The sequence below is a fragment of the Sphingomonas sp. Leaf25 genome (assembly GCF_001421635.1).
Taxonomy (GTDB): domain Bacteria; phylum Pseudomonadota; class Alphaproteobacteria; order Sphingomonadales; family Sphingomonadaceae; genus Sphingomonas.
Map to the genome: position 1 here is coordinate 185,737 of NZ_LMKU01000028.1, position 15,314 is coordinate 201,050.

Here is a 15,314-nt window from a genome sequence, read left to right on the forward strand (position 1 = left end):
ACACGATCGCCCCGGTATTTTCGCATCAGAAGCGCAGCCGTGCGCCCGCGATCACCGATTCCTGATGATCGTCGCGACCGGTCTGAGCGCTGGCGACGCCGTACAGTTCGAAGTTCGGCGTGTAGCGATAAGTGACGCCGCCCGATGCGGTGCCGACCATCGGCGCACGCCCCGCGCCCAGTGCCAGCAGCCCCAGTCCGCCATTGGCATAGCCGCCGAGCGCCTCGGTCCGCGTCCCCTGAACCTGATAGCGACCGCCGAGCGTCACGAACGGCCGGAACGCCGCATCGGACAGTTCGCTGCGACCGAAGCCGAGGCCCGCATCGATGAAGCCCGCGCGATGCTGGTCGCGCGCGACGGTCAGCGCGAACGGGCTGCCGCCGGTTTCGCCCACCCCCTCGCGGGTCGTGCGGACGAAGGTGCCGCCGACGCGCGGGGTCAGCGCCCAGCTATCGCCGATCGGCGCGGCATAGAACACCGACGCATCGGCACTCCAGCTCGTCAGGTCATAGCGGCTGGTGGCCGCGCCGATCCGCCCCGGCACCAACCGGTCGGTCCGTGCCCGTGCGTCGTTATAGACCAGCGATCCGGCGAAACCGAAGCCGCCCGCGCTCTGGTAGCGCGCGGTCGCACCGGCGACGAGGCCGTCGGCACGGGTCTGCGTCGCCAGCGTGTTGATGAACTGGCGCGTGTCGAGCCAGCCGGCGAACACCCCGAACGAAGCGTTGGCATCACCATAACCGATCCCGCCGAGATAGCCGTTGCCGCGCGTCTGCGCCTTGGCGGTGCCCTGCGTCGCGTCGGCGCCCAGCGTATGCCACTGCCCGAGGACCTGCGCGAAGGTATAGGCCCCCGCGTCGGTGCGACCGGTAGCAAAGGCCGGACCGCGCGTCGTCTGCGCCAGCGTCAGCGCATTGTCGACGCCGATCTGCGTCGCGGAGGCATAGGCTTCGGGCGTGACGAGCGCGAAGCGGGCCGCATCCGCCCCGCCATTGGCGTTGAGCAGCGCCGGTGCGGCAAGGCCCAGCGCGCTGCCGTCCGGCTGGAGCACCAGCGTACGGTTGGCATAGTCGATGCTGCGCGCGACCTGCGGCGAGACGGTGCCGTCGGTGCGGAACTGGCCGAGCAGCGAAATGCGATCGGACCGCTGCGCGACATAGCCGAACAGGTCGGACGGCTTCTGGATGGTCGAGTAGCTGCCGGTGATCCCGCCGCTGGCGACGATCAGGTCGAACGACGTACCCGGCCGGATGGTGCCGGTGGTGAGCAGTTGCAGCGTCGATCCCGTCTCGATCGACACGGCGCCGTTGACGACCAGCCGGTCGCCGCCCGACTGGGCGAGTTCGAACTGCGAGATCGACCCCGACAGCAGCGCGACATTGCCGTTGACGGTCATCGTGCCGATCGACGCACCGGGGCTGAGCAGCCCGGCAACGGTCAGATTGCCGTTCACCGTTCCCGCCGACCCGAAGGTCGCGCCCGCGCCGACGTTGATCCGCGATGCGTTGATCGTCGATCCGGCCAGCCCGACCAGCCGCCCGGCGCTGAGCGAGGCGACGCCGAGCGAGGCGGTGCCCGCGATGGTGGCATAGCCGCCGGTCATCGCGAACGCCTCGACATTGCTGATCGAGCTGAAGGCGTTGGCCGAGGCGGCGTTGCCGCTGGTCACGGTGATGGCGTCGTTGCCCGCCCCGCCGTCGACCGATCCGGCGAACAGGCCGTTGACGACCAGTCGCTGATCGCCGGCGCCGAACGCGATCGGTGCCGTCACCCGTCCGTCGGACGCGATGGTCAGGTCGGTCGCGGCGTTGATCCGCTCATAGGCTTGCGTACCGGTCAGCGTCAGGATGCCGCTGCCGGCGCTCGCCAGCGTCTCGAACCCGGTCAGCGTGCCTTCGGCCAGCGTGCGGGTGCCGTTCACCTCGATCGTCGCGAGATCGCTGCCCGCACCGCCCGCGACGGTGCCGAACAGCGCGCCGCCTGCCGCGAGGCGGAAGCTGTCGTTGCCCGCTCCCAGGTCGATGTTGCCATAGGCACGGCCGCCGGTGCCGATGGTAAGCGACTGATCGCCGTCACCGAACGCAACCGATGCCCCGCCTTCGCCGAAGCTGCCGGTCACGGTCAGCGCGCCACCGGCGAGCGAGACGATTTCGAAGCCGATCGCCTGACCGCTCAGCGTCACCGCGCCGGTATTGGCGAAGCGCAACAGGTCATTGCCGGTGCCGCCGGCATAGAAGCCCGCCGCCGTCGCGCTGCCGATCGAGACGAGGTCGTCGCCGCCACCCAGCGCGATCACGCCGGCATCGCCGTCGATCACGACCCGCTCGGCGGCGTCGGTGCCGCCGATCAACCCGACGCGATTGCCCTGCTGCGTCAGGTTAAGGCTGGTGCCGGCCAGCGCGATGCGATCGAGCGCCTCGGTCTGGGTGAGGCTGAGCGTGCCGTTACCCTCGACGAACAGCCGTTCGAACCCGCGGATGCTGCCAAGGCCGTTGCGATCACCGGCGAGGATCACGTTGTACAGGTCGTCGCCATCGCCGCCATCGACGGTGCCGGTGACGCGCGACCCCGGACGGTCGACGAACACGTCGTTGCCCGACCCCAGCAGCACCGATCCGGCGACCAGCCCGGCGTTCAGGAAATAATCGTTACCCCCGTTCAGCGCCACCGATCCGGCGATCGTACCGTAGTTGTAGATCGTCTCCGCGCCATCACCGCCGGTGATCGTCGTCGCCCCGGCGCTGGTGAGCGTCTGCCCCGCCGCGACGGTCAGCGAACCGCCGCTGACGTCGACCGTGTTGAAGCGGAACGTACCCGAATAGGTGACGTTGCCGGCGCCGATCTGACGGAAGCGTTCGAAGTTGACGAACTGGTCGCCGTTGACGCTGCCGCCGCCACCGGCGTTGAGCACGAAGGTGTCGACGCCCTCGCCCGCATCGACCGTGCCGATCTGAGTCGCATAGCCGGCATGGAGGAAAGTGTCATCGCCCGCGCCGAGGAACACGTTGCCATCGATCCGGCCGTAATTCTCGACATAGTCGTTGCCGGCGCCGAGCGCGATCGAACCGATGATCGTGCCGGTGTTGCTGATCCGGTCGTCGCCACGGCTGCCCTGCACCGCACCCGCCAGATAGGGAGTCCCGAGCGTGAGGCCGAGCAGGTCGTCGTTGGCAAGCACGGTGCCCGCCCCGCCCCGGATCGTCGCGGCGTTGGTGAGGTCGAGGGTGGAGCCGTACACGATGATCGCGGACGAGCGCGCGCCGGTCGCCTCGATCACGCCGTTACCGAAGTTGGCGATGGTGGTGCGCACGCTCGACGGACCAAACACAGAGATCGCCGTGCCGGGATCGGTCGCGATGCCGGGACCGTTGGCCGTATTAAACACTTGCTCGATACCGCCGCCATTGGCGCGGATCAGGCCGGAATTGGCGATTTCCACGGTCCGGGTTTCACTCGGAAACTCGGTCGGTGCGAAACCGGCGGTCACGGCATGACCGACCGAACCTTCGGCAATGATCGACCCACCGTTGACGAGTTGGAGTTTGCCGCTGCCGGCACCGTCCTGCGCGCTCATGTCCAGCGCGGAACCATATTCGCTGCGTCGGGCCGAAATCGTGCCGGTGTTGATGACGACCACGCCGAAGCTTTCGCCAGGCGCCCCGGCGAACTGGCCGCTTGTGGTTGCGAACAGGCCACCGCCCCCAATCGTGCCGCTGTTGCGCGCGACGATCGACCAGTCGCTGTAAAGCGCGACCGTATCACTCTGACCGAAACTGTCGGAATTGCCGAACCGGCCGTAATTCGAGATGCCGCTGTTGCGGATCGTTCCGCTGTTATCGAAGCTGATCGCGCCCTTCGCCCGGATTTGCACCGCCGGACCGGCTAGGCCCGCACGACCGATCGTCCCGGTGTTGGCGAAGGCTCCGGTCTGGCCGTCGAAGAAGCCGATCGTCGCCTGGTTGGTGAAACCGCCGATTTGCGGGAATTGTACCATCCCGTCGGCACTGCGGAAGTTGTACGCGCTACCGGTATAGACGCCGTTGCGGAAGTTGGCGGTGTTGACGAACGACCCGTTGCCGCTGAGCCACAACGCGTCGTAAGACGGCGTGCCGGCAATCGTCAAAGTCGTCGCTACGTTGATCGCTTCGATGTCTTCGATCTCGAACCCAGTTGCGCTGCGCTGCCCAAGCGACACGGTGCCGCTCGTCGTCCGGCGATAGCGATAGACATCATCGCCCTCGCCGCCATCGATCCGGCCGGTCACGCCGGTTCGCCCATCCGTTTCGACGAACAGGTCGGTCCAGTTGCCGAACTGGAGATCGCCGTTCAGCGTGCCGCCTGACGAGGTGTACGTCGACGAACCGTAGGAATATTGTTCCTGCCGGAGATCGACGTTGCCGACGATCGTGCCGGCGTTGTCGATAACGATCGATTTTCCGGAAATCGCGGTCTGTCCACCACCGGAAATCGTGCCGCCCGCCAGATTGGTAAGCACCAGAGGATAATATCCGTAGCGCGACTGCGTGATGGCCGGTCCGCTCATGCTGGCGATCCGGCCGCTGTTGGTGAGCGTCGTGGCCTGGTAGGATTCGCCGTACTGCACCGCCGTACCCGCGACCTCGATCGTGCCGCTGTTGGTCAGGTTGCGCACGTTCGACAGGCCGGTCGCCGCCAGCCCGCCGGTCGCCTGGACGATCCGGCCGGTGTTGGTGACGTTGATGCTGTTGCCGATGCCGATACCGCCGTTGAGGCTGATCGTGCCGGTATTGACGATCGATTCGCCGCCGGCGATGGCATAGGCGCGCTGGAACGACGGCCCGCGATCGATGACCGCGATGGTCCCGGCGTTGGTGAACGTGCTGCCACTGCCGCCGACGACCGCCGCGTTGGCGCTGCTGTTCGTGCCGTAGTTGAGCGTCAGTACCCCACGGCTGGTCACGCGCAGGTTCTGCGTTGCCGCCGCTTCTTCGACTGCCAGCGTCGGCGTCGTCAGGATGAGGATCGGACCGGCGCTGGTAGTGACGTCGACCGAGGTATCGACGCTGCCGTTGCCCGCGAAGATCAGCGGACGGGTGCCGGTGGTGCTGGCGATCGTCAGTGCGGCATTGTCGTACAGGTCATAGCCGATGTTGCCGAACGTGCCGGGATTGACGCTAACGGTCGCATCGCCGCGCACCCGGTAGGTAATGGCCGCGCCCGGCGCATCGACGGTGCCGTTGATGCCGGCGAAGATGCCCGGCCCGCCGTTGGCCAGTTCGGTGACGATCCGGCCGTTGTTGCCGAGGACCAGATTGCCGTTCAGGACGCCGCCGCGCAGCGCGAAATAGGTGTTGTTGCTGGAGCTGTAGACGCTGCCATCCGACAGCACGACATCACCGGTGATCGTGCCGGCGTTGGCGATCGTGACGTTGTTGATCGACTGATAGAAATTCTGGCCGTTCGATGCCGGACCGATCGCCCGCGCACCGCCCGAGATCGTACCGCCCGCGCGGTTCACCAGTTGCGCGCCACCATTGATCGCGACCCCGGTGTTCGCCGACGTGATTGTGCCGGCGTTACGCAGATCGCCACCAAGCACCACGCCCGCCTGCGCCCCTTCGATCCGGCCGGTGTTGACATTGGGTTCGTTCGAATAGTTCGAGCCGTTGAAAACGACGCCGACCCCGGCAGTCGAACGGATCGTGCCGCTGTTGGTCAGCCCGGCGGAGAACAGGTTCGCGCCGGTCCCGGTTGTCGTGATCGTGCCGGTGTTGACCAGACGGCTGTTGAAGCCGGACTGCACCGAAACACCCGATCCGGTCGACACAATACTGCCGCTGTTCTCGACCCGGCCACCGTTGTTCCATGCCACGGCATAGGCATCGGGCGTCACGGCGGTCGAGCGGATCGTGCCGGCGTTGGTGAAATTCGACCCGCCATAGGACTGGCTGCCCAGATCGTTCGTCACGACCGCTTGCGCGGCAGCCAGATCGGTGTTGTTGACGACCGTGCCGTCGCCACCGATCCGCAGCGTGCCCGGCGAGGTGAAACCGGTCGCGAGCGTCACGGTAGTCGCGGGTGCCAGATACAGGCCGAGCGTTTCGAACCCGGTCGCGGACTGGAGCAGCGACGACGCAAGCGTCGCGCTGTCGGCGAAGCGGACCTGGAACTGATCGGTGCCCGCCCCGCCGTCGATCGCGCCGCTGATACCGGTGCGCAGCGCGCCGTTTTCATAGGTGACGACCAGCGTGTCGTTGCCCGCACCGAAACGGACGTTGCCGGTGATCGTGCCGGTACGGTTGGTGATCGTGCTGCCATTGACGAAGTTCGAGCCGTTCGACGTGGCGGCCACCACGACGTCGCCGGTGATGGTGCCGCGATTTTCGAGCGACAGCAGGTCGGCGGCGCGGATCGCGGTCGAACCGGCGGTGGTGATCCGCCCGGTCGTCGCGTTGGACAGATACACCGACTTGGTATTCAGCGCGGCGCCGGTTCCGGCATTGGCGATAACGCCGCTGTTGGTCAGATTGAGCGAACCGAAATTATTGGACGACAGGTCGCTCTGGATCGTCGCGGCGGTGGTCGACGCGGTGATCTTGCCGCTATTGACGATCGAATTGCTGGAATAGGTCGTGGTGGTGCCGAGCGGAATCAGCGCGCCACGCGTACCGCCGTCGATCGTGCCATTGTTGGTCAGGCTGCGCACCTGGCCCACGATCGCGCCGATCGTGCCGCCGGCCCGGTTGGTGATCGATTGAAAACCGCTGTTCGGCGCATTGGCAACCAGTCCGATGCCGGTGGTGCCGTTGATCGTACCGGCGTTGTCGATCGTCGCGAAGGTATCGCCGTAATAATAGAAATTGTTCGACGCCGCCGGTCCTGTCAGCAGAACGCCGACGTTGCCGGTGACGCTCGCCCCGGCGGCAACGTTCAGGTTCAGATACAGCGACTGATAATTGTTGAATGCGTTCGATGTCGGACGGAGCAGCCGGATACCGGCGCTGCCATTCCCGTCGACCGAACCGTTGACCGTGACCGATGCCGACGAATAATTCTCCGCCGGTGGCGTCAGATCGATCGCGGGCGCCCCTGCACCGCGCACGACGGCACCGTTTTCGACGATGACGCGCGGATTGACGACGGCGATCCGTATGCCGTTGTTGTCGGTCCCGCTGCAGGTAACGTCGGTATTTGCGACGGCCGGGTCGGGCGCGCATTCGGCATAGGCGGGTGCCGCGACCATCATCGCGAACAACATCCCGCTCGAGGCCAGGGCCCGCGACTTGACCAAGCCACGACCGGACGCGCGATTCATCATAACATTCCCCCTGTATCGGGGGGCAGCGCTATCGCAGTCCGCGAATACTGTCCATCGCAAACAACGGGCGGTTACGAACGAGGTACGCAAGCGGCTACAGAAACAAACCAAAAGATTATTTTCATATTTCTATACGCCTTGTCTTCACAAGTCAGGCGATAGCGCTGACCGCAATTTGATCCAGAACGGACTTTAATTCCATATCTGGATCGATCCCTGTCGATACGCTTGGGATTCGAGATCGAAACGATCCAGCAGCGCACCGCTCGCACCAAGGGTGCCGTCCCGACTTGCCGCACTACCGCCCCTGTGCAGCATCCCGGTGGTGGGATACCGGTGGTCACGCCTGTTCCAACGGATGTCACCGATGCCGATCGCCCGCCTGCTGTTCGCCACGCTGATGCTGGCCTCGTCGTCGGCGGCACGGCCAGCCTTGCCGCGTATCGAAGCGATCGACCGGGTATGGGCGGGCCATTACAGCCGCTTCGCGCTGGTCACGACCGAACGGCGGATCGTCGTCGCCTATTATGATGCCAACCGGCAACTGACCGTCGCGACCCGCGCGCGCGGCGATGGCGCGAGCTGGGTCTATCACCGGCTGGCGAGCTGGACCGGGTGGGATAGTCACAATTATATCGCGGCGGCGGTGGATTCCGCCGGGCAGATCCATGTCGTCGCCAATCTGCACAATGATCCGCTGGTCTATTTCCGTACCATGCGCGCGGGCGATCCGCGCAGCTTCGTGGGCGTGGCGACGATGGTCGATGGACCGCGCGAACGGCGGATGACCTATCCCGTCTTCCTGCGCGACGGCGCGGGCGGGCTGATCTTCAAATATCGCGACGGGGGCAGCGGCAACGGCAACGAGATCTACAACCGCTACGACCCCGCCACCGGACGATGGAGCGCGCTGCTCGCCACGCCGCTCGTCGATGGCGAGGGGCGGAGCAACGCCTATTTCGTGGGACCCACGCCGGGGCCGGACGGACGCTTTCACGTGGCATGGGTGTGGCGCGATACGCCCGACGCCGCGACCAACCACGACCTGTCCTATGCGGTCAGCCGCGATCTGGTCCACTGGACCCGGGCCGATGGCACGCCGCTGCCGCTGCCGATCACGCTGAAGGCAGCAGAGATCGTCGATCCGGTGCCGGTGCGCGGCGGCATGATAAACAACAACAGCGTCATCGGCTTCGACCGGCAGGGTCGGCCGATCATCACCTATCACAAGTTCGTCGCCGACGGATCGACGCAAATCTTCCTCGCGCGGTGGGAGGGACGCCGCTGGCACATCGCACAGGCGAGCGACTGGGCGGGGTTCCGCTGGGACTTCGGCGGCGGCGGGTCGCTCGTCAGCCGGCTGTTCGTCGAGGGCGCGGTGGCCGATGCGCCGGGCATGCTGCGCGTCCGGGTCCGGCGCGACGGCGCGCCGATCGACCTGATCGTCGACGAGGCGACGCTCGCCCGACGGGGTGAGCGCCCCGGCACGACACTGGCCGACACGCTTGCGCCGCTGATCGCGACGCCGCCGGGCATGACGCTGAACACCGTCGAGAGCGACGGCGTGGCGATCGCATGGCCGACCCGCCCGCCGAACCGCGACCGGCCGACGGCGGACATTCCCGAGCCGACGACGCTGCGGCTTGTCCTGCCCTGAGCGGCGAGCGGGCCGACACCGTTCGATGACTTTGCCGGTCGGTTGCCCTATCCTGCCGGCAGGACGGCCGGAATGGCGGAGAGAATCGGACATGCGCCACGGCTGGATCGCCGCCCTCGGACTGCTGACCACCGCGACCGGGCCGGCGCAGGACGTGCCGCTGCCGCCGATCGTCAGCCCGCTGCGCGAACCGCCCGCCGCCGATCGCCTGCCGGGCGCGCGGGTGGTGCTGGCCGACTATCGCCACGACGACCTGTTGTGGGAGAATGATCGCACCGCGCATCGCATCTATGGCCATGCACTCGAAGCGGTCGAGCCGCCATCGGGATCGGGCATCGATGCGTGGGGCAAGAACGTCACGCGGCCGTTCATGGATCGCCAGCTTCGCACCGGCGACCAGCATGGCTTTCATGGCGAGGGAATCGACTTCTACAATGTCGGTGGCAGTCGCGGGATGGGTGGCCTCGGCATCTGGTTCGACAACAAGCTGTGGACATCGCGCAACTTCATCGCGCACCGCATCCTCAGGACCGGCGGCACCGTCGCGCAGTTCGAGGTCGATTATGCCCCGTGGCCGGTCGATACCGGCCGGCGGGTGTGGGAGACGCGGCGCTTCACCCTGCCGATGGGGACGCATTTCACGCGGATGCAGTCGGTCCTCCGCTCCGGTTCGTCCGAGCCGCTGACAGTCGGCATCGGCTTGTCGAAGAAGGCCAGTGGCGATGGCCCGACGCTGAGCGTCGATCGCGCGCGAGGATTGATGACGCTGTGGGGGCCGGAGCATCCCGGGCACGGGACGATGGGCCTTGCGATCCGCGTCGATCCGGCGGCGGTCGTCGGCGTCGGTCAGGATGCCGACAATTACCTGATCCTGTTGCGCGTCCGGCCGGGACAGCCGTTCGTCTATCATGCCGGATCGGCGTGGAGTCGCGGTGTCGGTGGCTTCCGCTCGGCGGCGGCGTGGGACGCCTATGCCCGCGACGCCGATCTCGATTTCCGGCCCGTGCGTTGAGCCGGACTTTGCGCTAGACCGCACGGCATGGGCGCAGAGAGACGCATCGCGATCGTCGGTGGCGGCACCGCCGGCTGGCTGACCGCCGCCTATCTGGCGCGGGCGCTGGGCAGTTCGGTGCGGATCACCCTGCTCGAATCGCCGGGGATCGGCATCATCGGCGTCGGCGAAGGCACCTTCCCGACGATCCGTGAGACGCTGCGCTTCCTCGGCATCGACGAGGCGCAGTTCGTCACCGCCGCCGGGGCGACGTTCAAACAGGGCGTGCGCTTCGACGGCTGGCGGCGCGGCGGACCGGTGCCGCATCGCTATTATCATCCGTTCGAGCCGCCCTTCCCCGCCGACCGGCTGGTCGCGCACTGGCTGCGCGCCGATCCCGCGACCCGCCCGCCGTTCGCGCAGGCGGTGACGATCCAGCATCCGGTGGCCGCCGCCAACCGCGCGCCCAAACAGCCCGGCGACGAGGATTTCGACGGCCCGCTCGCCTATGCCTATCACTTCGACGCGGTGCGGCTGGCCGGCGTCCTCGCCGATCGCGCCCGCGCATCGGGCGTCGCCCATGTCGAGGGGCGGATCGCGCAGGTCGTCCAGAACGACGACGGCACGATCGAGCGGATCGATACCGATGCCGGACCGCTCCACGCCGACCTGTTCGTCGACTGCACCGGCTTTCGCGCCGAACTGATCGGCCAGTTGCCCGGTGCCGCGTTCCGGTCGGTCGCCGACCAGTTGTTCACCGACCGGGCGCTGACCTGCAAGCTGCCCTGCGCCGATCCCGACGCCCCGATCGAGAGCACGACGATCGCGACCGCGCACGAGGCAGGCTGGATCTGGGACATCGGCCTGTCGGGCGCGCGCGGCATCGGCTGCGTCTATGCCAGCCGCTATATCGACGACGATCGCGCCGCTGACCTGTTGCGCGCCTATCTGGGGCCGGCGGCGGACGGGGTCACGCCACGCCGGTTGACGTTCGACGCCGGCTGGCGTCCGCGACAATGGGTCGGCAATTGCGTCGCGGTCGGCCTGTCGGCCGGGTTCCTCGAACCGCTGGAATCGACCGGCGTCGTGCTGATCGAGGCGGCGGCGGCGATGATCGCCGAACTGTTGCCGCATGCCGGGCCGGTCGATGCCCCGGCCGGGCGGTTCAATGCGGTGATGGCGGCGCGCTTCGCCGGGATCGTCGATTTTCTGAAGCTGCACTATTGCCTGAGCGACCGGACCGAGCCGTTCTGGCGCGACAATGCCGATCCCGCCAGTTGGTCGCCCCGGCTGACCGACCTGCTCGACCAGTGGCGGCATCGCCCGCCCAGCCGGTTCGACTTTCCGGTCGACACCGAAACCTTCGCCTTCTTCAACTATCAATATATCCTGTACGGCATGGGCTTCGCGACGGTGCCGCCGCCGGGCGGGGCGGCGCAGCACGCCGAGGCGCAGCGGCTGTTCGCCCGCATCCGCAGCTATGGCGACCATGCCGTGCGCGACCTGCCGCCGCATCGCGTGCTGGTCGACGGATTGCGCGGACTGCCGGCTATCCCCGCGCGAACAGGTTCCTGAGCCATGTCGCGCGCCCGCGCGATGCCTGTCGCCAGTCGCCGTCGTCGGCGGGCAACTCGCCCGGCGCGGGCGTGTAGCGCCACGGATTGACCGTCCGCACCTTGCCCATCCGAAACGCCGCCGGATTGCTGGTCGCCAGCGTCAGCCCCTGTTCGAGCGCGGTGGCGGCGATCAGGCCGTCGACCATGTTGGCATAGCCGAGCGTCGCCGCCCGCATCGCCACGCCGGTATCGACCGGCAGGATGCGCCCGTCGAACGCGCGCCGCACCGCCCCGTCTGCCCAGCGCTGCATCGCCGCCGCGCCCGCCTTGTCCGCGCGTTCGATTGATCGTGCCCCCGCCCCCAGTTCGGCCAGCGCCAGCGCCGACACGAACAAATTGCCGCGCGATTGCCCCGCCGCCCATGCCGCGACCGTCGCATCGCCCCGGCCACTGCTACCATGGCGCAATTCCCACAGCACATCGGTGTCGAGCAGGATCATGGCACCCGTCCCCGGATCGCCCGCCAGTCGGGATCGGTCGTGACCGGCTCGTCGATCGCCAATACCTCGACGATGCCGTCGCCCTGCCCCGACAGGTGCCGGAACAGGTCGATGCCGACCAGCACGTGCGTCGGTCGCCCGCGATCGGTGACGACCACCGGGCCGTCCTGCGCGAGTCGCTTGGCATGGCTGACGTCCTGATTGAACGCCCGGCTGGACAGCAGTTTCATGGCGAAATGCCCCGCATCGATCACAAGATATGTAGGTACGTACCTATCTTGTAGCACCAGTACAACGATCGCCCACCCGTCGGCGAAAATCATCGGCGGCGGTCCGAACGGCCTATTGCATCGATCGCGTCCTGTGCGTGTAAGCGCCCGATCCGGTCCGCAGACGATCGGCCGTCATGGGGGAGGAACGGGAATGGACGACTGGCTGGACAGCCTTGGACGCACGGCATCGGGACTGTTATCGGCGCATGGGCCGGCGACGCCCGCCACCGCGCAAAGCTATGCGCCGGGCGATTTCAGCGTCCACTTCTTCCTGCAACTCGCGGTCATCCTGATCGCCTGCCGCGTCGTCGGCTGGCTCGGCAAGAAGCTGCTGGCGCAGCCGCAGGTGGTCGGCGAGATGATCGCCGGGGTCGTGCTCGGCCCCTCGCTGCTGGGGCTGTTCTCGCCCGATCTTCAGGCGGCGATCTTTCCGAAGGAAACGAAGAACGTCCTGTATGCCGGCGCGCAACTGGGTGTCGGTCTGTACATGTTCCTCGTCGGCACGACGCTGCGGCTCGACCATTTCAAGTCGAAGGCACGCAGCGCGTCGTTCGTGTCGCTGGCCGGAATCGTCGCGCCGTTCGGCATCGCGGTCCTCATCACGCCGATGCTGCTGGGCGTGCCCGACCTGTTCACGCCGGGCATCAGCCAGTCGAACGCCACGCTGTTCCTCGGCGCGTGCATCGCGCTCACCGCCTTTCCGATGCTCGCGCGGATCATCAACGAACGCGGTCTTGCCGACAGCGCGCTCGGCACGCTGTCGCTGACCGCCGGGGCGTTCGACGATGCGGTGTCGTGGTGCGTGCTGGCGATCGTGCTGGCGACGTTCGGCGGCGGTGCGGGCGTCGCGATCCTCGCGATCGGCGGCGGGCTGGCATGGGCGCTGTTCGTATTGCTGGCCGGACCACGGCTGCTCGCCCCGCTCGCCCGCATGGTCGAGCGCGACGGGGAGTTGCGCACGCCGGTGTTCGCGCTGGTGATGATCGCCTTCTGCGTCTCGGCGTTCCTGATGGACGTGGTGGGCATCCATGCGATCTTCGGCGGGTTCATCCTCGGCGCCGTCATGCCGCGCGGATTGCTGACCGAGGAAATCCGCCGCAAGCTCGAACCGCTGACCGTCGTGCTGCTGCTGCCGATGTTCTTCACCTATTCGGGGCTGAACACGCGGATGGACATGGTCAATTCGCCGGGGCTGCTGCTGATCGCGTTCGGCATCCTCGTCGCGTCGATTCTGGCGAAGGGCGGTGCCTGCTATCTCGCCGCGCGCCTGTCGGGCGAGGACAATCGCACAGCGCTCGGCATCGGCGCGCTGATGAACTCGCGCGGGCTGATGGAACTCATCATCATCAACATCGGGCTGCAAAAGGGCATCATCGGCCCGACGCTGTTCTCGATGCTGGTGCTGATGGCGATCGTGACGACGATGATGGCCAGTCCGCTGTTCGAGCTGTTCTATGGCCGCAAGGGCCGGGAGAGCGGCGAACTGGCCGCGCTGCCGCAGACCAGCTAACCAAGCGTGCGGCGCACCGCGTCGCGCCACCCGGCGACGAGTGGCGCGCGCTCGTCCGCACTCATCGCCGAGTCGAAGCAATGTTCGCGCGCCCACAACGCCCGAATGTCACCGAGTCCCGACCAGACGCCGGTCGCCAGCCCCGCGAAGAACGCCGCCCCGCGCGCGGTCGTCTCCAGATCGGCCGGGCGTTCGACCGGCACGCCGATCATGTTGGCGAGGAAGCGGCACAGCCAGTCGTTCGCCGCCATGCCGCCGTCCACCCGCAGCTTCGCCGGCTGCCCACCGCCATCGGCCACCATCGCCTGTGTCAGATCCATCGTCTGATAGGCGACCGATTCAAGCGCCGCCCGGGCAAGGTGCGCGGCGGTCGCGCCGAGCGTCAGGCCGAAGATCGCGCCACGCGCGTCCGGCGCCCAATAGGGCGCGCCCATCCCGACGAACGCCGGGACCATATAGACGCCGTGGCTGTCGGGCACCTGCGTCGCCAGATCGTCGGTCTGGCTGGCGTGGGTGATGACGCCAAGGCCATCGCGCAGCCATTTGATCGCCGCGCCGGCGATGAAGATCGATCCTTCCAGCGCATAGGTGGTCCGGCCACCCAGCCGATAGGCCGGGGTGGTCAGCAACCGGTGGCGTGACGCGACCGCCGTGTCGCCGGTGTTGAGCAGCATGAAACAGCCGGTGCCATAGGTCGCCTTGGCCATGCCCTTGTCGACACAGGCCTGCCCGAACAGCGCGGCATGCTGATCGCCCGCCATGCCGGCGACCGGGATGGCGCGGCCGAACAGGTCGGGCATGGTCGTGCCGAACCCATGCGCATTGTCGTGAACCTTGGGCAGCAGCGCCATCGGCACGCGCAGCAGCCGGCACAATTCCTCGTCCCAGCACTGGCGGTGGATGTCGAACAACATCGTCCGGCTGGCGTTGGTCGCATCGGTCGCGTGGGACCTGCCACCGGTCAGCCGCCACAGCAGGAAACTGTCGATCGTCCCGAACGCCAGTTCGCCGCGCTCGGCCCGCGCCCGCGCGCCCGGCACATGATCGAGCAGCCACGCGATCTTGGTGGCGGAAAAATAGGGGTCGACGATCAGTCCGGTGCGCTCGCGGATCATGTCCTCGGCACCGTCGGCCCGAAGCTGCTGGCATTGCGGGGTCCCGCGCCGGTCCTGCCACACGATCGCGCGGTGGATCGGCACACCGGTCGCGCGGTCCCACACCACCGCCGTCTCGCGCTGGTTGGTGATGCCGATCGCGGCGATCGATGCCACCGGCACCCCGCCGGTCGCGATCGCCTCGCGCGCGGTCGCCACCACGTCGCGCCAAATTTCCTCCGGATCATGTTCGACCCTGCCGGGTGCGGGATAATGTTGCGTGAATTCGGTTTGCGCGATGGCGATGCGGCGGGCCGCCGCATCGAACAGGATGCTGCGGGTCGAGGTGGTCCCCTGATCGACGACCAATAGATGCGACGCCACCTGCGCTCTCCCTTCACCCGCCGGAACGCGCCGGGCGGTCGTTTCGTTCGATC

General features: G+C 67.3%; 8 protein-coding genes. 4 read left to right on the forward strand and 4 right to left on the reverse strand.

Annotated elements, in window-relative coordinates; all coding sequences use genetic code 11:
- Nucleotides 1–25: 25 nt before the first annotated feature.
- Nucleotides 26–7,237 (reverse strand): autotransporter outer membrane beta-barrel domain-containing protein, encoded by a 7,212-nt coding sequence (locus tag ASE78_RS11575; RefSeq protein WP_235515033.1) that lies wholly within the window; start codon nt 7,235–7,237, stop codon nt 26–28.
- Between the two features lie 427 nt (nt 7,238–7,664).
- On the opposite strand from ASE78_RS11575, the gene ASE78_RS11580 reads away from it, so the two are divergent.
- From ASE78_RS11580 to ASE78_RS11590, 3 genes are all read left to right on the forward strand, one after another.
- Complete coding sequence (locus ASE78_RS11580; protein WP_200911043.1) at nt 7,665–8,954, forward strand: BNR repeat-containing protein; 1,290 nt, start codon at nt 7,665–7,667, stop codon at nt 8,952–8,954.
- 91 nt (nt 8,955–9,045) lie between these two features.
- On the forward strand, nt 9,046–9,966 hold the full coding sequence (locus ASE78_RS11585) for a DUF4861 family protein (protein WP_056497236.1): 921 nt from the start codon (nt 9,046–9,048) through the stop codon (nt 9,964–9,966).
- Between the two features lie 27 nt (nt 9,967–9,993).
- Nucleotides 9,994–11,520, forward strand: a complete 1,527-nt coding sequence (locus ASE78_RS11590; RefSeq protein ID WP_056497238.1) for a tryptophan halogenase family protein — start codon at nt 9,994–9,996, stop codon at nt 11,518–11,520.
- Here the strand turns inward: ASE78_RS11590 and ASE78_RS11595 are convergent.
- On the reverse strand, nt 11,495–12,001 hold the full coding sequence (locus ASE78_RS11595; protein WP_055755441.1) for a PIN domain-containing protein: 507 nt from the start codon (nt 11,999–12,001) through the stop codon (nt 11,495–11,497). The genes ASE78_RS11590 and ASE78_RS11595 overlap by 26 nt on opposite strands.
- A complete protein-coding gene (locus tag ASE78_RS11600; RefSeq protein WP_055757160.1) occupies nt 11,998–12,231 on the reverse strand; it encodes a type II toxin-antitoxin system prevent-host-death family antitoxin in 234 nt (77 codons plus the stop codon). The genes ASE78_RS11595 and ASE78_RS11600 overlap by 4 nt, the downstream gene beginning before the upstream one ends.
- A gap of 193 nt (nt 12,232–12,424) precedes the next feature.
- On the opposite strand from ASE78_RS11600, the gene ASE78_RS11605 reads away from it, so the two are divergent.
- On the forward strand, nt 12,425–13,783 hold the full coding sequence (locus ASE78_RS11605) for a cation:proton antiporter (protein WP_082467173.1): 1,359 nt from the start codon (nt 12,425–12,427) through the stop codon (nt 13,781–13,783).
- Here ASE78_RS11605 and glpK read toward each other — a convergent pair.
- Nucleotides 13,780–15,261, reverse strand: coding sequence for a glycerol kinase GlpK (gene glpK / locus ASE78_RS11610; protein ID WP_056497241.1), 1,482 nt, complete (start codon nt 15,259–15,261; stop codon nt 13,780–13,782). The genes ASE78_RS11605 and glpK overlap by 4 nt on opposite strands.
- Nucleotides 15,262–15,314 lie beyond the last annotated feature (53 nt).